Origin of the sequence: Streptomyces sp. NPDC050842, from assembly GCF_044456565.1 — a bacterium.
Classification (GTDB): Bacteria; Actinomycetota; Actinomycetes; order Streptomycetales; family Streptomycetaceae; genus Streptomyces.
This window is the reverse complement of the sequence record NZ_JBITGA010000014.1, coordinates 120,909-137,175: the sequence shown is the minus strand read 5'-3', so window position 1 is coordinate 137,175 and position 16,267 is coordinate 120,909. Positions and strand designations below refer to the sequence as shown.

Below are 16,267 nucleotides of genomic sequence, written 5' to 3'. Positions count from 1 at the left end.
CACCCCACTCATGCCTGGCACGTACTCCGGGACCATCGTCCCGCTGATCACCCCGCTCGACGAGAACGGCACCGTCGACGAGCAGAGCGTGGCCCGACTCATCGGCCATATCCACGCCGAGGTCACCGGCCTGATGCCGGCCCTGACCTCCGGCGAGGGCTGGAAGCTCGACGCCCGGCAGTGGCAGGACGTCGTCACGTACACCGTGAAGCACGCCGACGGCCTGCCCGTGCTCGCCGGGATCCAGCTCCCGGACACCGCCTCCGTGGTCGACCGGGCCATCACGGCCGCCGCGCTCGGCGCCGACGCCGTCGTCGTCACCACGCCGTTCGGCGCCGACGTGACGCAGGACCGGATCGTCGACCACTACAAGGCGATCCGCGCGGCCCTCGACATCCCGATCTTCCTCTACAACGAGGAGGCGCTGTCGGGCAATCGCATCGAGTTCGACACCCTGATCCGGATCTGCAAGGAGATCCCCGGGATCGTCGGCATCAAGGAGTCCAGCGGGGACGCCGCGTTCACCCGGCGGATGGCCGGCGCGGGCACCGGGATCCCGGTCTTCGAGGGCTGGGAGAACCTCCTCGTCGACGCCCGGGGCATCGACGGCTTCATCGGCCCGCTGGCCAACCTCGAACCCGGTCTCTGCAACCGGATGCTCGTCGACCCGACGCCCGACCGCCAGGCGGAGATCAACACCGTCTGCGAGAAGTACGGCGTCTTCCTCGACGACTGGTACCGCTGGGTGAAGAAGGAGCTGCACCGGCGCGGCGTGATCGGCTCGCCCGCCACGGCCGAGGAGGTCATGGCGGCATGAGCGCCTCGCCCTCCGGCCCTCCGGTCGTCGCGCACTCCGTCACGGCCCCCGCCGCGACCGCCCAGCGCGACCTGCACGCCCTCTACCGGCGGGTCCCCAGCCTCGGCGACTACGGATCGATGGCAGCGATCGAGGAACGGTGGATCCTGCCGGCGGCCCGCGGCCACGAGGCCTCGGCGCCCCGGTTCGCGAACACCGGCGAACTGCTCGGGACGCTCAAGGACTTCCTCGCGGAGGAGGAGGCGGACCTCCCGGAGAGCGCGACCTTCCTCGCCGAGCACGCGACGCTGGCCCAGTTCAAGGCCGTGGTGGGGCAGTTCGCCCTCGACGGGCTCACCGAGTCCGAGTCGCTGCTCCCGGTCGTGCCGCGGCTGCCGTACCGCTCCGGCATGGCGGTCTTCCGGGTCCTCATCGACGAACTCGGCTGCGGCAACGAGGAGAAGGCCCACTCCCAGCTCTACCGGGACCTCCTCACCGAGCTCGGCATGAGCATCCGGCTCGACGACTACCTCGACGAGACGAGCCCCGAGTGCTACGCCTACGTCAACATGTTCCACTGGCTGGCCAGCCGGGCGCCCTCGCCCCAGTACTTCCTGGGGGCGTACGCCTACTTCGAGACCAGCGTGCTGTACGCCTTCCAGAGCTTCGCCCGGGCGGCGCAGCGGCTCGGCATCGCACACGACGCCTACTACACCGAGCACCTCTACATCGACACGTACCACAGCAGTCATATGCGTACGGCGATCCGGGCGCTAGACGAGCCGGACCTCGCGAAGATCTGGGCGGGCGTGCGGCTGGCCTCCGAGATCGTCGGGACGGCCACCGAGGCGGCCGTCGCGCGGGCACGGGAGACCGTCGGATGACGGCCGTGCCCGCCGGGCGCCGGCGGGGGGCCGACGAGCCCGTCGTCCGGCAGGTGACCGAGGAACTGGTCCTGGTCGAGGTCGGCGGCCGCAAGGTGCTCGCCGCCGCCGTCTGCCCGCACCGCGGGGGCAGGCTCAAGTACGGCAGGGTCGACGGGGACAGGCTGCGCATCACCTGCCCCCTGCACCACACGACCTTCGATCTGACGAGCGGCGAGCGGACCTCGGGCGCCGCGTGCGCGGCCCTCCGGGTCGTCGACGTCCTGCCCGGCCGGGAAGCCGGCCAGGACTCCGGACACGGCTCCGGCCCGGACTCCGAGCACGATGCCGGGGGCGCCCTGTGACCACCACACCGACCGGGGCGGCGTCGATCGTGACGCCGCCCCGCGCGGCGGTCGGGCACGACGGCATCGCGCCCGTCCCCGACGCCGAACGCACCTCGTCCCCGGCCGACTTCGGCTGGATCTGGCCGTCCGCGCAGTTCTCGTTCGGGACCGTCGTGCTCGGCGCGCTGCCCGTGGTCTTCGGCCTCGGCTGGTGGGCCTCGGCGAGCGCGATCACGGTGGGCGTCGCCGTCGGTTCGCTGCTGCTCGCACCCCTCGCCCGGTTCGGCGTCCGTACCGGCACCAACGACCCCATGGCGAGCGGGGCACACTTCGGGGTGCGCGGCAGGATCGTCGGCAACGTCATCACGGTGGTGACGGCGCTCGGCTTCTTCGCGATCGCCGTCTGGACGGGCGGCACCGCCGTCATGGTCGCCGGCCACCGGCTGCTGTCCACCCCGACGGGCCCGGGCGCGCTGACGGTCGCGATGCTCGTGACGGCGGCGGCGGTCGCGCTGGTCGCCGTGCGCGGCCATGAGGCCCTCGTCCGTACGTACAGGGTCACGGCGGTCACCGGCGGCGTGGTCCTGCTCGGCACCGTCCTCGTCCTGGCCCCGGACTTCGACGCGGGATACGCCGGGGGGACGCTCGCACTCGACAGCGTCCTGCACACCTGGCTGCTCGCGGCCACCGCAGCCGCGACCATGCCGCTGTCGTACGCGACCTTCCAGGGCGACTACACCCGCTTCATGCCCGCCTCCACCCCCACCGGCCGGGTCGTGCGGGCCAGCGGGATCTCCATGTTCCTCAGCAGCCTCGCGGCGCTGCTCACCGGCGCGTACGTGACGACCCTCTTCCCCGTCCCCGGCGAGCCGTGGCTCCAGGGCCTGACGGACGCCGTCCCCGGCTGGTTCGCGGTGGCGGTCGTCGTCTTCGGCTTCGCGGGCACCCTGCCGCAGGCCGGACTGTGTCTGTACGCGGCCGGGCTCTCCGCCAACTCGGTGGTCTGGCGCGCCTCGCGGGCCGGCGTCACCACGGTCGTCGCGCTGCTCGCCATGGCCGTCCTCTACCTCGGGGCGGTGGTGTACGACGCGATGGACGCGATGTCGGCGTTCGTCACGCTGCTGCTGACGGTCGTCGCCCCGTGGGCGGCGGTGCTCTCCGTCGGCTACGTGCTCCACCGCGGCCGGTACGACGCGGCGGCGCTGCGCACCTTCACCACCGGCGGGGGCGGGCGCTACTGGTACACGCGCGGGGTCAACCCGCGGGCCGCCGCTGCCTTCGCCGCCGGTTCGGCGGTCGGGATCCTGTGGGTCAACAACCCGCTGTACACCGGTCCGTTGACGGAGCTGACCGGCGGGGTCGACCTGAGCCTGCCGGCCTCCTTCGCCGTCGCCGCCGGGCTCTACGGGGCGCTGTGCCGGGTGTGGCCGGAGCCCCTGCTGCCGCCGTCGCGAGTTTCGAGGTGATGCATGTCCACGGCCCGACTCACGGTCCGGTCCGTCGTCCAGGAGGCCGAGGGCGTCCTGGGGCTCGTGCTCGCCGATCCCACGGGCGCCGCCCTGGCCCCGTGGGAGCCGGGCGCGCACCTGGAGGTGGTGCTGCCGTCCGGTGCGGTCCGGCACTACTCGCTCTGCGGTGACCCGGCGGACCGGAGCACGTACCGGTTGGGGGTGCTGCGGGAGCCCGAAGGCCGGGGCGGATCGAAGGAGATCCACACCTCCGTCGGCGAGGGCACGCTCCTCGGGGTCCGGGGCCCGTTCAACCGCTTCCCGCTGGTGCCCGCCGAGCGGTATCTGTTCGTCGCCGGGGGTATCGGCATCACCCCTCTGCTGCCGATGGTCCGCTCCCTGCCGCCGGGGTCGTGGTCGCTGCTGTACGGGGGCCGGAGCCTGGCGGCCATGGCCTACCGCGAGGAGCTCGCCGTACTCCCCGGGGTCACGCTCGTCCCGCGGGACACCGCGGGGCTGCCCGACCTGGACGCCGTCCTCGCCGGGATTCCGACGGAGACGGCCGTGTACTGCTGCGGCCCGGAGGGGCTTCTGCGGGCGTTGGAGGAACGGTGGCGGGGTCCACTGCACACGGAGCGGTTCGGCGCGGCGCCGGTTCCGTCGACGGGAGACGTGCCCGCGGAGGGCTTCGAGGTCGAGCTGCGGCGCAGTGGCCGGACGCTGACCGTGGGGCCCGGCCGGACACTCCTCGACGCCGTTCGCGAGGCGGTGCCGGACGTCGCGTACTCCTGCGAGGAGGGCTGGTGCGGCACCTGTGAGACGAAGGTGCTCGCCGGAACGCCCGAGCACCACGACTCCGTCCTCGGCGCGGACGAGAAGGCCTCGGGGGCGACGATGATGATCTGCGTGGGGCGCTCGCGCGGCGCCCGTCTCGTCCTGGATCTGTGACGCGCGGACCTCTGGGACGCGCCGGCCTCCGGGACGCGGAAGCCCGTACCGGGTGAGCCGGTACGGGCTTCCGCGATTCCGCGTGCCGTCAGGGGAAGATCACCAGGGCCCGGCCGCCCTTGCCCGCGAGCATGTTGTCGAAGGCCGCCGGGATGCCTTCCAGGGTGATCCGCTCGGTGACCAGGGCGCCGAGGTCGAAGCGGCCCGCCCTGATGTGCTCGGCAAGGACCGGCAGGTCCACGGCCGGGTTCGAGTTGCCGTAGACGCAGCCGGCCAGGGTGCGGCCCCAGTGGAAGAGCTCCAAGGCGTGGAAGGTGACCTGCTGGTCCTTGCCGCCGATGCCGACGACCGTGGTGCGGCCGCCGCGCCGGGTGGAGTCCCAGGCGGTGCGGATGGTGACGGCGCGGCCGACGCACTCGACGGCCACGTCGACGCCCTGGCCGCCCGTCAGCTTCCGGATGTCCTTCGCCGTCGTCTCGGAGGCGACGACGTACTCGGTGGCGCCCGCCGCCCTCGCCAGGGCCTCCTTCTCGAGGGAGACGTCGACCGCGACGATCGTGGACGCGCCCGCGATCCGGGCGGCCTGGAGCGTGGCGAGGCCGACCCCGCCGACGCCGAACACCGCGACGGTCTCGCCCTCCCGCACCCGCGCGGAGTGGTGGACCGCGCCCCAGCCGGTGAGGACGGCGCAGCCGAGCAGGGCGGCGTCGGTGAGCGGCACGCCGTCGGGGACGGGCAGGACGCAGTTCGCGGCGACGACCGTCTCCTCGGCGAAGGCGGCGACGTTGAGTCCGGGGTGGAGCTCGGTGCCGTCCTCGGTGCGGGCGTGGATGTTCGCGGAGCCGGTGAGGGCGTTCGCGCAGAGCCAGACCTCGCCGAGCGAGCAGGGGTGGCAGCTGCCGCAGGACGGCGCCCAGTTGAGGACGACGCCGTCGCCTGGGGCGACGTGCGTGACGCCCTCGCCGACGGAGACGACGGTGCCGGCGCCCTCGTGGCCGAGGACGGCCGGGACCGGCACGCGCATGGTGCCGTTGGAGAGGGACAGGTCGGAGTGGCAGACCCCGGCGGCGGCGAGTCGGACCCTGACCTGGCCGGGGCCCGGCTCGGGGAGTTCGATGCCGGTGATCTCCAGGGGAGAGCCGACGGCGGGCAGGACGGCGGCGCGGATCACGCTCGTTGCTCCTTCTGCGCTCGAAACTGGCGGGACGTGGCCGATCAGAACTGGAGGGACTTCGTCTGCAGGTACTCGGCGAGGCCGTGCGCGCCGAGCTCCCGGCCGACGCCGGACTGCTTCCAGCCGCCGAAGGGAGCCAGCGGGTTGAACCGGCCGCCGTTGATGTCGACCTGGCCGGTCTCCATGCGGCGCGCGAAGGCGACGGCCTCCGCGGGCTCGCCCCAGACGGCTCCGGCGAGGCCGTACTCGGTGCCGTTGGCGATGGCGAGCGCGTCGGCCTCGTCCTCGTACCGGATGATCGAGACGACCGGGCCGAAGATCTCCTCGCGGGCGATGGTCATGTCCGGGGTGACGTCAGCGAAGACGGTCGGGGCGACGTAGTAGCCGGTCTCGCGCGGGGCCTCGGGGCCGCCGGCGACGAGCCGGGCGCCCTCTTCGAGGCCCTTCTCGATGTAGCCGCGGACCCGCTGCTGCTGCTTGGCGTTGACGAGGGGGCCGACGCGCTCGCCGGGGACGTACTTGGCGACGGCCTCGGCGGCGAGGGCCACGGCCTCCTCGTACCGCTCGGTGGGGACGAGCATCCGGGTCCAGGCGCTGCACGTCTGGCCGGAGTTGGACATGACGTTGGCGATGCCGACGGCGACGGCCTTGGGGAGGTCGGCGCTCGGCAGGATCACGTTGGCGGACTTGCCGCCCAGTTCGAGGGCGACCCGCTTCACGGCGCCGCCCGCGAGGGCGCCGATGCGGCGGCCGACGGCGGTGGAGCCGGTGAAGGAGACGAGGTCCACGTCCGGGTGTTCGGCGAGGGCCTGTCCGGCGACCGGGCCGAGGCCGGTGACCAGGTTGAAGACGCCGGCGGGCAGGCCCGCCTCGTGCGCTGCCTCGGCGAAGAGCTGGGCGGTGAGCGGGGTGTCCTCGGCGGGCTTGAGGACGGTCGTGCAGCCGGCGGCGAGCGCGGGGGCGACCTTGGCGACGATCTGGTGGAGCGGGTAGTTCCAGGGGGTGATCGCGGCGACGACGCCGACCGGCTCCGCGTAGACGGTGGAGTTGCCGACCTTCTCCTCGAAGGGGTGGGTGGCGGCCAGTTCGGCGTACGTGCCGGCGACCGCGATCGGCAGGCCCGCGTGGACGGCGGCGGCGAGCTGCGGCGGGGCGCCGAGTTCGGCGGTGACGGTGGCGGCGATCTCCTCCGCGCGGGCGGCGAGCGCGTCGCGCAGGGCGGCGATGCGGGCGGCGCGCTCGGCGGGCGGGGTGGCGGCCCAGCCGGGGAGCGCGGCGCGGGCGGCGCGTACGGCGGCGTCGACGTCCTCGGCGGTGCCCGCCGGGACGTGGCCGATGACCTGCTCGTCCGCCGGGTTGATCACGGGGATGGTCTCCGCCGAGGAGGCGGGACGCCACTCCCCGCCGATGTACATCGCGTCGTGGGCCTTCATCCGCGGTCTCCTCACGTTACTGACGGGTTCGTCGTCCTGACCCAAACTAGCGCTGTTAGTTTTCGGGCGCCAGGGTCCCCGGAGTGCCCCCGGTCTCACTGCCGAACCGATCGTGCCGCCCCGGCGCCGGCCCTGTCCACGGACACCCCGCACAGCCGTACGTCCCCGGAACTGGCGGAAGCCGCCTTGCACCGGCGCCCCCGGCCTCGGCCACCTCCCCGGCCCCCGTCCCCGGCCGTCCGGTAATTCCCCAGTAACGGCCCGGACCTAGCGTCCCCGACCGAGCCCGCCCCACCTCCCCCAGGCCCTTCCCCCAGGTCCGTACGGGGTGGCGTGGCGTCGGCTTCCCCCGTACCAGCGTTGGAGGAGCCACCCACATGCACCTGCCCCGCTCGCCGATCCGGCGCGGAACCACCGTCTGGGCCACGGCCGCCGCCACCCTTACGGCTCTGCTCGTGGCCCCCACCGTGGCCGCGGCGCCGTCCACGGCCGCCGCGCCCTCCCCCCGGGCCGCCGTCGATCCCGGCATCACCGCCACGGTCCGGGACGGCGGCCAGGCGACCTTCTTCGTCGTCCTCGCCGACCGCGCCGACCTCTCCCGAACCCGCTCGCAGCGCGGCCACGAGAAGAAGGCCCGCACCGCCTTCGAGACCCTGCGCACCGAGGCCACCCGCAGTCAGGTCTCCCTGACGCGCTTCCTCGACCGGGCCAAGGTCGGCTACGAGTCGTACTGGATCGCCAACGCCGTCAAGGTGACCGGCGACAAGGCCCTCGTGGAGCGGCTGGCCGCCCGCACCGACGTGGCCTCCCTCCGCCAGGAGCGGCACTACGCCCTCGACACGGTCGAGCAGGCCTCCGCGACCGCCGAGGAGACGGTGACCCCCGAGTGGGGCGTCGAGGACATCGGGGCCGACCAGGTCTGGTCCCGGTACGACAACCGCGGCGAGGGCATCGTCGTCGCGAACATCGACTCGGGTGTGCAGTACGACCACCCGGTCCTGAAGGGCAACTACCGGGGCAACCTCGGCGACGGCACCTTCAGCCACGACTACAACTGGTACGACCCGACCGGCCAGTGCGCCGCCGGCGCGCCCTGCGACAACAACGGCCACGGCACCCACACCATGGGCACGATCGCCGGCGCGGGCGGCATCGGCGTCGCCCCCGGCACCACGTGGATCGCCGCCAAGGGCTGCGAGGCCCGCAGCTGCTCGGACTCGTCCCTGCTGAAGTCGGGCCAGTGGATCCTGGCGCCGACCGACCGCAACGGCGAGAACCCGCGCCCCGACCTCGCCCCCGACATCGTCAACAACTCCTGGGGCGGCGGGAACACCACCTTCTACCAGGACATCATCGAGTCCTGGAACGCGGCGGGCATCTTCGAGGCCTTCGCCGCCGGCAACGCCGGCAACGGCACGAGCTGCTCCACCACCGAGGCCCCCGGCGCCCAGGCCCCGGCCTACGGCGTCGGCGCCTACGACGTGAACGGGAAGATCGCCGACTTCTCCGGCTTCGGTCCCTCCCTCGTCGACGGCTCCATGAAGCCGAACATCTCGGCCCCCGGCGTGGACGTCCGCTCCGCCTGGCCGGGCAACTCCTTCCGCGCCATCTCCGGTACGTCGATGGCGACCCCGCACGTCGCCGGCGCCGTCGCCCTGCTCTGGTCCTCGGCCCCGTCCCTCATCGGTGACATCGACGGCACCCGCGCGGCCCTGAACGGCTCCGCCCGCGACGTCGACGACACCCACTGCGGCGGCACCGCCGCCGCCAACAACGTCTGGGGCGAGGGCAAGCTCGACATCCTCGCCGCCGTGGACCGGGCCCCGCACACCGCGGCCACCGTCACCGGCACGATCACCGACCGGGCGACCGGCTCCCCGCTCGCCGGGGTCACGGTCACCGCCACCGCGGGCGAGGCCCGCCGCTCCGTGACCACCGACGCCTCCGGCTCCTACCGGCTGACGCTGGCCGCGGGCACGTACGCCCTCACGGTCGGCGGCTACGGCTACCGGGACCTCGTCGAGGACGCGCTCACCGTCACCACCGGCCAGTCCCTCGCCCACGACCTCGGCCTGGACGCCGTGCCCGCGCACGCCGTCACCGGCACCGTCCTGGACGTCACCGGGAAGCCGTTGAAGGGCGCCACCGTCCGCTTCACCGACGCCCCGCTCACCCCGGTCGTCACCGACGCCGCCGGCGCCTTCCGCTTCCCGGCCGTCGCCGAGGGCTCGTTCACGCTGACCGCCACCCCGGCGGCGCCCGTCCTCTGCAACGGCACCTACAGCGCCGCGCTGGCCGTGGACGCCGCGGAGACGGTGACGGCCGCCCTGCCCGCCCGTACCGACGCCGCCGGCAACAGCTGCCTGCCCGCCACGTACGCGTGGACCTCCGCGTCGACGAAGCTGGCGCTCTCCGGCGACGAGAACGCGAAGACGATCGCCCTGCCCTTCCCCGTCTCGTTCTACGGCGTCACGTACGGCCAGGCGAGCGTCACCACCAACGGCCTGGTGAACTTCCTCGCCCCCCGGCTCGGCGACTACAAGAACACCGCGCTGCCGTCCCCGGGCCAGCCCAACGGCGTCCTCGCCGCCTTCTGGGACGACCTGACCCTGGACTCCAAGTCGGCGGTGAAGACAACCGTCAGCGGCACCGCCGGGCAGCGGCGCTTCGCGATCGTCTGGGAGAACGCGGCCTTCGCCGCCGACACCGCCAAGCGCGTCACCTTCGAGGCCGTCTTCGAGGAGGCGACCGGCGCGATCGTCCTCCAGTACCAGTCGATCGGCGCGAACTCCCTGGAGACCGGCGGCGGCGCGACCGTCGGCATCGAGAACCAGGCGGGCACGGACGCCCTGCAGTACTCCTTCAACGAGCCGGTCCTCATGGACCGTTCGGCCATCCGTATCTCCCCGAAGGCGGCGTGATGACCCACCGTTCCCGGCGCGGCGTACGCCTCGCCTCCGCCCTCGTCGCGGCCGGCCTCGCACTCACCGCACTGCCCGCCACCACCGCGTACGCCGACGACGAGCCCCTCGGCCGGATCCTCACCGATGCCCAGGCCGACGCCCTGGAGCAGCGCGCCGAACCGGCCGCGCCCCTCGACGTCACCCCGCGGGACACGGCACGGAGCGCGCTCCAGGGCACCTCCGAGACCGCCGACACCACCGACACCACGGCCGGCGGCCTGACCGTCACCAAGGCTTCCGGCCTGGAGACCTACCAGGGGCAGGCCGACACCGCCCAGCTCGGCGGCGGACGCGGCGACTTCCTCGCCGTGCACAGCCTCGGCACCGTCACCCGGCTCGCCGAGGACGGCCGCACGGTCTGGAAGCGGGACAACGCCTCGCTCTACGCCGACTGGCAGGTCACGAACATCCGCCCGTGGCAGACCGAGCCGTTCCCGGCGCGGATCACCACCGGCTTCCACGCCAACAGCCCGTACGCCGACAGCTCCGACCGGGGCTGGACGCAGGGCGACCTGACCGGCGACGGGATCGCGGACGTCGTCTTCACGGCCGACGTGGGCACCAGCCCGTACCGTCCGTTCACCTCCCCCGGCTCCACGCTGACCACCGGCACCTTCGTCACCGTCCTCGACGGCGCCACGGGCCGGACGCTGTGGTCGCAGCTCTTCGCCGACGCCCAGCAGGTCACGCTCGTCGGCGACACCCTGCTCATCGGCGACCAGCCGTCGACGAGCCTCAACTCCCCGAAGGACGCCACCGCAGCCCTGCGGGCCTTCCGTTTCGCGTACGACGGCACGAAGCTCACGCCGTCGGCGACCTGGACGTACGAGACGGGACAGCGCCACGGCCGGTGGGGCTCCACCCTGCCGCTCGGCGGCGGGCGCGTCGCCGTGTCCTGGTACGTCAGGAAGACCGCCACGGACCCCGCCGCGGGCCACACCCTGGTCCTCGACACGGCCGACGGCTCCGTGGCCTGGCAGACGGACGACGACCTCTACTCCCGCCAGCTGGCCTTCGACGCGACGCGGAAGCGTGTGGTCGCCCTGGAGCAGGCGGACGCCCGGGACGGCATCCGGTACGAGGTGGCCGCCTACGACCCGGCCACCGGGACCCGCACCACCCTGGACACCCGGATCAACGCACTCGGCATCGGGCTGCGGATCGGCCAGCTGCGCGGCGACTCCGCCCCCGAGTACGCGATCAGCGAGTCGACACTCGACGAGTACCTGTGGGTCAACACGTCCACCGTGCGCGCCCTGGACGGCGGTGACGCGGCGGAGCTGTGGTCGCACACGGTCAAGCGCGGCGAGGACAACGTCAAGGACGGCGACTCCGCGCTCGGCCTGCGGATCGCCGACGGCAAGGTCCTCGCCTCGTACGTCTCCACCGAGGGCCTGGAGACCGCCGCCAACCCGGGCGGCGGCCGCTTCGGCACGCTCACCGCGCTGGACGGCCGGGACGGGGAGGTCCGCTGGCAGCACACGGGCGCGACCGCCTCGCCGATCTACGCCCAGCCGTACCGCGAGGACGACGAGTGGCGCGTGCGGACCGTGGACAACGAGCAGAACATCCGCTCGTACCGGCTCGGCAGCGGCCGGCAGGCCGCGATCACCCCGCTCCAGGGAAACCTCAGCACGGGCCTCGCGGCCGACGTCGACGGCGACGGGCGCGAGGACGTGATCGTCGGCGGCCAGTCCCAGGGGCTCTGGGCCTACGACGGGCCGTCGCTGGTCTCCGGGAAGCCGCGGGTGCTGTGGAAGGCCACGCTGCCCGGCTCCGTGCAGGGTGACATCCGGATCGGCGACACCGACGGCGACGGCCGGCGCGACGACCTCGTCGTCGCGGCAGACTCGGCGGCGGTCGTCGTGGACGCCCGCACCGGCAAGGTCCGCGAGACCATCGACGGGCAGGGCCGGTTCGTCCGCTCCGTCACGGTGGCGGACCTGGACCGGGACGGCGACGAGGAGATCCTCGTGCCGACCGACGCGATCCGCGCCTACAGCGGCGGCGGGCGGGACCTCTGGACGTACGCGCCCGCGCCCGGCCTGGTCTTCTCCGACCTCGCCGTCGCCGAGGGCAAGGTCCTCGGCTCGTACCAGACGCGCGGGGTGAACGACGGGACGGCCGTCGTCGGCGGGACGGCGCTCGACGCCCGTACGGGCAAGGCCCTCTGGTCGGCGGACCCGACCTGGACCGGCGACGCGGACACCACGGTCTACGCGGCGCAGCTCTTCCACGGCGTGTACGCCTCGCCCGGCATCCCGTACGCGGACGGGCACGCCGTCGTCTACTCGTGGATCGTGAGGGAAGGCGCCAACTGGAGCACGTACTTCGAGCTCCGTGACGTCCGCACGGGCGAGGTCGTGCACACCGCGACCGGCGGCGGCGCCTGGACGCTCGGCAACTGGTTCACCGGCGACGAGGGTCTGGTCCTCGCCGGGACGGCCTCCCTGCGCACCTTCGCCAAGGACGGGAAGGAGCACGAGATCTACACGCTGCCGACCCTGCGCAACGCGCGGTTCGGCACGGGCCCGGGCGGACGCCGGCTGATCTTCGGCGGCACCGAGGGCGCGGCCTACCTGTGGGACCCGTCGGTGCTCACCGCCGGCGACAACTACCCGAACCACCTGGCCAAGCTGGGCGGCTACGCGACCCAGAACATGGTCGTCGCGGACCTCGACGGCGACGGCGTGGACGAGGTCGTCGGCCTCGGCAAGGACGACACCGGCTTCGACCGGACGATCGAACTGTCCGGCGGGCGCTACCTGCTCCAGGACAGCGCGATCCACGGCATGGTGACGGGCAGGCTGACCGCCCAGTAGCCCGCCTCGGATCACGGACCCCCGCCCGCACCATCGGGCGGGGGTCTCCGGCCATCCCCGGACCGCGCCATTCCGGTGCACAGGCCACCCATTACAGTGGGCGCCCTCATGAGCGCAGACATACCAGCGGGCGCACCTCCGGTGCTGCGAGTGCGCCTCTTCGGCGGGTTCCGGGTCGACCGGGACGGCGGGCCGCCGCTCTCCGAGCGGTGGCCGCGGCCGAGCGCGCGCACGCTGGTGAAACTGCTCGCGGTCTCCCCCGGACACAGCCTCCACCGCGAGCAGGCGATGGAGATCTGCTGGCCGGACGCGGATCCGCAGGCCGCGCTGGGCAGTCTGCGGGTGGCGCTGCACGCGGCCCGGCGGGCGATCGAACCCGAGCTGGCTCCCCGGTCCGTCTCCTCCTATCTGACCGGTGAGGGCTCGCTGCTGCGGCTCGATCCGCGGACGGTACGGATCGACGCCGACGAGGCCGAGGCACTGGCGGAGGCTGCGCTCGCGCACGGTGGGCGCGCCGAGCTCGCCGCCGCCCTGGAGGCGTTCACGGGCGAGCTGCTGCCCGAGGACCGCTACGCGCCCTGGGCCGAGGCGCGCCGCGAGCGGCTCTCGGCGCTGCGGGAGCGCGCCCTGCTCGCCCTCGCCGCCGCCCATCTGGCCGCGGGCGCCCCGGAGGAGGCCGTCCCCGCGGCCGAGCAGGTCCTCGCGGTGGCTCCGGCGGAGGAGGAGGCGCACCGGGTCCTGATCGAGGCGTACGTGCGGCAGGGGCTGCGGCGCCGCGCGGTGGCGCAGTACCACCTGTGCCGGGAGGCGCTGGACGCGGAGTTCGGCGTGCGCCCGGGCCCGGAGACCGAGCGGCTGCACCGGGCGGCACTGGCCGCGCCCGTGCCGGCGCCCCGCTCGGTGGGGCCCGCGCTGCCGGCCGTGGTGCGGCGGCCGCCCACCGCTCCCCTGCGCGGTCGGGACGAACTCCTCGCGCACCTGCTCGCCCCCGGCTCCCCGCCCGTGCTCGTGCTCACCGGCGAGGCGGGGCTCGGCAAGACACGGCTTGCCGGGGAGGCGGCCCGGCGGGCGGCCGCGGACGGGACGGCCGTGCTGTGGGGCGCGGGCCACGACGCGGAGGGGCACACGCCGTACGGACCGTTCACCGAGGCACTGGACGGCTGGCTGGCGGACCGGCCGGCCGGGGAGCGGGCCAGGGCGGGCGCGGAGTATCCCGAACTGGCGGCGCTTCTGCCGTCCTTGGGGCGGGTGCGTCCGGAGAGCGGCCGCAGTCCCGAGGAGGAGCGGGACCGGCTGTTCCGGGCGACGGCGGGGCTGCTCGGTGAACTGGCGGCGGAGCGGCCCGTGATGGTGGTCCTGGACGACCTCCACGCGGGGGACGCGGGCTCGTTCCAGCTCCTCAGCCATCTTGCCCGCCGGGCCCGCGAAGGGGGAAGTACCTGGCGATTTCTCGCCATTGTCCGCCCTGAGGAACTTCCGGCGTCCGACCCCCGCCGCCAGGTGCTCGACCTGCTGCTGCGCCAGTCCCTCGCCGGTGCGGTCGAGCTGCCCCGGCTGTCCCGCGAGGCGTGTCTGGCGCTGACGGCGGACGCGCTGGGCTCCGACGGAGCCGTACCGGAGCGGGTGTGGGAGCTGTCGCTGGGCAATCCGCTGTTCGCGCTCGAACTGGCCCGTGCCGTAAGGGACGGGGACGAGCGGCCCAGCGCCCCGGAGGGCGTACGGCAGCTGGTGGCGGAGCGTCTGGGCCGGCTGGGTCCCGCCGCCCGCCGGGTGGTCGACGCGGTCGCGGTCGCCGGGCAGGACGCGGCCCTCACCGAGGTCCTCGACGTGGCCCGGCGCGGCGGCCATCCGCGGCTCTCGGCGGCCGAGGCCACGGAGGGCGTGGAGGCGGCCGTCGCCGCTTCGGTGGTCGAGGAACGGCGGGTGGTCAGCGAGGGCCGGCCGGTGGCCGGGCTCGCCTTCCGCCATCCGCTGGTCCGGCTGACCTGCTACGAAGGGCTCTCGGCGGCCCGCCGCCGACTCCTGCACTCGGCGTACGCGGAGGCGGTGCTGCGCCGCCGTCCCGAAGCCGTGGACACGCTCGCCGCCCATCTGACCCGCGCCGACGACCCGCGCGCCACCGGCTATCTGCGGCAGGCCGCCGAGCGGGCGGCGGCGCTCTACGCCAACGACACCGCCGACCGCTACTACGCCGAACTCACCGGCCGTCTCGACGCGCTGGCGGCCGAGTCCGCGCGGGCGCGGATCGACCGGAGCGCCGTGCTGCGCCGCCTGGGCCGATTCGACGAGGCGGCCCGGCTGCTCACCGAGGCGCTGGAGGAGCTGGGGAGGCGCGGGGACGCTGACGGCAGGGTCCTGGCGGCGGCGCGGCTCGCGGAGCTGATGCCGAAGACCCGCGGTACGGAGGACGGTTTCCGGCTGCTCGACTCCTGCCCGCCCGGCCCCGGGACCCCGGCGGCCGTGGCGAGCGCCCACCATCTGGCCCGCGCGGTGCTGTGTTTCGTCGCGGGCCGGTACGAGGAGGGGGTGGTCGCCGCCCGGGCTGCGGAGGACGCGGCGCAGACGGTGACGGGCCCGGAGCGGCGCGGGCTGCTCGCCAGGGCGCTGGCGGCGCGGGCGACCTCGCTGGGGCTCGCGGGCCGCTTCGGGCAGGCGGGCCCGGTGGCGGACCGGGCGCTTCCGCACGCGGAGGCGTACGGCGATCCGCAGTTGCTGGCCTCGGTGCTCTCGGTGCTGCGCGAGACGGCGCGGCGGGCGGGGCGGCTGAGGGAGGCCATCGCGACGGGCCGCCGGGCGCTCGCGCTCGCGGAGCGCTCGGGCGATCCGACGGCGACGGTCTTCGAGCGGGCCAACCTGGCGGAGCTCCATCTCCTCGTGGAGGAGGTGGCGGAGGCCCGGGAGCTCGCCCAGACGGCGGTGCGGGACTCGGAGTCGCACGCCGTGTGGTGCGCCCCGTACGCGCTGGTGGCGCTCGCCCGCGTACGGATGCGGGAGGACGAACCCGGCGGGGGCGAGCTGCTCGACCCGGCCGAGCGGACGGCGGTGGCCCAGGGTGACCATCAGGCCGAGTACGAGGTGCGGTCGGCGCGGGCGGAGCTGGCGGTGCGGGAGGGCAGGCCGGAGGAGGCGCTGCGGCTCCTCGCCGGCTATCGGGAGGCGGGCACGGCCCATCTGACGGCCTGGGCGCTGCTGGCGTGCGGGCGGGCCGCGGAGGCCGCCGAGGTGGCGCAGGCCGAGGCCGGGCGGGCGGAACGGGCCGGTGAACGGCTCGCGGAGACCGAGGCCCGTACGGTGCGGGCCGCCGCGCTCGCGGCACTCGGCCGGGAGCGGGAGGCGGCCGAGGGCTTCGACCGTGCGGCCGCCCTGGCGGAGGAACTGCCCTATCCGGCGGGAGCCCGCCGGGTGGCGGGAGCCCGCCGGAGCGGGGAGAGCGACTGAACGGGGAGAGAGAGCGACGGACGCGGCTGGGGTCC

At 74.3% G+C, this 16,267-nt stretch carries 10 protein-coding genes; 8 read left to right on the top strand and 2 right to left on the bottom strand.

The annotated features are described in order from the left end of the window. Positions 1-10: 10 nt before the first annotated feature. From ACIBG6_RS35905 to ACIBG6_RS35885, 5 genes are read left to right on the top strand one after another with little or no spacing between them, the layout of a single operon-like run. The gene (locus ACIBG6_RS35905; protein ID WP_399226936.1) at positions 11-817 is read left to right on the top strand and encodes a dihydrodipicolinate synthase family protein; all 807 of its coding nucleotides are present in this window, start codon (positions 11-13) and stop codon (positions 815-817) included. Further along, entirely contained in the window at positions 814-1,680 is an 867-nt protein-coding gene (locus ACIBG6_RS35900; protein ID WP_399226935.1) for an iron-containing redox enzyme family protein, read from the top strand. The genes ACIBG6_RS35905 and ACIBG6_RS35900 overlap by 4 nt, the downstream gene beginning before the upstream one ends. After that, on the top strand, positions 1,677-2,024 hold the full coding sequence (locus ACIBG6_RS35895) for a Rieske (2Fe-2S) protein (protein WP_399226934.1): 348 nt from the start codon (positions 1,677-1,679) through the stop codon (positions 2,022-2,024). The genes ACIBG6_RS35900 and ACIBG6_RS35895 overlap by 4 nt, the downstream gene beginning before the upstream one ends. After that, positions 2,021-3,472, top strand: coding sequence for a purine-cytosine permease family protein (locus ACIBG6_RS35890; RefSeq protein WP_399226933.1), 1,452 nt, complete (start codon positions 2,021-2,023; stop codon positions 3,470-3,472). The genes ACIBG6_RS35895 and ACIBG6_RS35890 overlap by 4 nt, the downstream gene beginning before the upstream one ends. Before the next feature lie 3 nt (positions 3,473-3,475). Continuing rightward, positions 3,476-4,402: a PDR/VanB family oxidoreductase gene (locus ACIBG6_RS35885; protein ID WP_399226932.1), complete on the top strand. Its 927-nt coding sequence runs from the start codon at positions 3,476-3,478 to the stop codon at positions 4,400-4,402. Between the two features lie 88 nt (positions 4,403-4,490). Here the strand turns inward: ACIBG6_RS35885 and ACIBG6_RS35880 are convergent, their stop codons facing one another. Both ACIBG6_RS35880 and ACIBG6_RS35875 read right to left on the bottom strand, forming a co-directional pair. Further along, positions 4,491-5,573, bottom strand: coding sequence for a Zn-dependent alcohol dehydrogenase (locus ACIBG6_RS35880; protein WP_399226931.1), 1,083 nt, complete (start codon positions 5,571-5,573; stop codon positions 4,491-4,493). 44 nt (positions 5,574-5,617) lie between these two features. Further along, the gene (locus ACIBG6_RS35875) at positions 5,618-7,009 is read right to left on the bottom strand and encodes an aldehyde dehydrogenase family protein (protein WP_399226929.1); all 1,392 of its coding nucleotides are present in this window, start codon (positions 7,007-7,009) and stop codon (positions 5,618-5,620) included. A gap of 377 nt (positions 7,010-7,386) precedes the next feature. Between ACIBG6_RS35875 and ACIBG6_RS35870 the strand changes: the two genes are divergently transcribed. The 3 genes from ACIBG6_RS35870 to ACIBG6_RS35860 all read left to right on the top strand — a co-directional run bounded on the left by ACIBG6_RS35870 (position 7,387) and on the right by ACIBG6_RS35860 (position 16,232). Further along, positions 7,387-9,930, top strand: coding sequence for a S8 family serine peptidase (locus tag ACIBG6_RS35870; RefSeq protein WP_399226928.1), 2,544 nt, complete (start codon positions 7,387-7,389; stop codon positions 9,928-9,930). Then, the gene (locus ACIBG6_RS35865) at positions 9,930-12,794 is read left to right on the top strand and encodes a VCBS repeat-containing protein (RefSeq protein WP_399226927.1); all 2,865 of its coding nucleotides are present in this window, start codon (positions 9,930-9,932) and stop codon (positions 12,792-12,794) included. Before ACIBG6_RS35870 ends, ACIBG6_RS35865 begins: the two co-directional genes overlap by 1 nt. 108 nt (positions 12,795-12,902) lie before the next feature. Further along, positions 12,903-16,232, top strand: coding sequence for an ATP-binding protein (locus ACIBG6_RS35860; RefSeq protein WP_399226926.1), 3,330 nt, complete (start codon positions 12,903-12,905; stop codon positions 16,230-16,232). Positions 16,233-16,267: the final 35 nt, after the last annotated feature.

Bases quoted from the DNA above. Each gene is read 5' to 3' on its own strand.
- ACIBG6_RS35895 (WP_399226934.1), top strand. From the start codon at position 1,677: ATGACGGCCGTGCCCGCCGGGCGCCGGCGGGGGGCCGACGAGCCCGTC.
- ACIBG6_RS35865 (WP_399226927.1), top strand. From the start codon at position 9,930: ATGACCCACCGTTCCCGGCGCGGCGTACGCCTCGCCTCCGCCCTCGTC.
- ACIBG6_RS35900 (WP_399226935.1), top strand. From the start codon at position 814: ATGAGCGCCTCGCCCTCCGGCCCTCCGGTCGTCGCGCACTCCGTCACG.
- ACIBG6_RS35870 (WP_399226928.1), top strand. From the start codon at position 7,387: ATGCACCTGCCCCGCTCGCCGATCCGGCGCGGAACCACCGTCTGGGCC.
- ACIBG6_RS35860 (WP_399226926.1), top strand. From the start codon at position 12,903: ATGAGCGCAGACATACCAGCGGGCGCACCTCCGGTGCTGCGAGTGCGC.
- ACIBG6_RS35875 (WP_399226929.1), bottom strand. From the start codon at position 7,009: ATGAAGGCCCACGACGCGATGTACATCGGCGGGGAGTGGCGTCCCGCC.
- ACIBG6_RS35885 (WP_399226932.1), top strand. From the start codon at position 3,476: ATGTCCACGGCCCGACTCACGGTCCGGTCCGTCGTCCAGGAGGCCGAG.
- ACIBG6_RS35905 (WP_399226936.1), top strand. From the start codon at position 11: ATGCCTGGCACGTACTCCGGGACCATCGTCCCGCTGATCACCCCGCTC.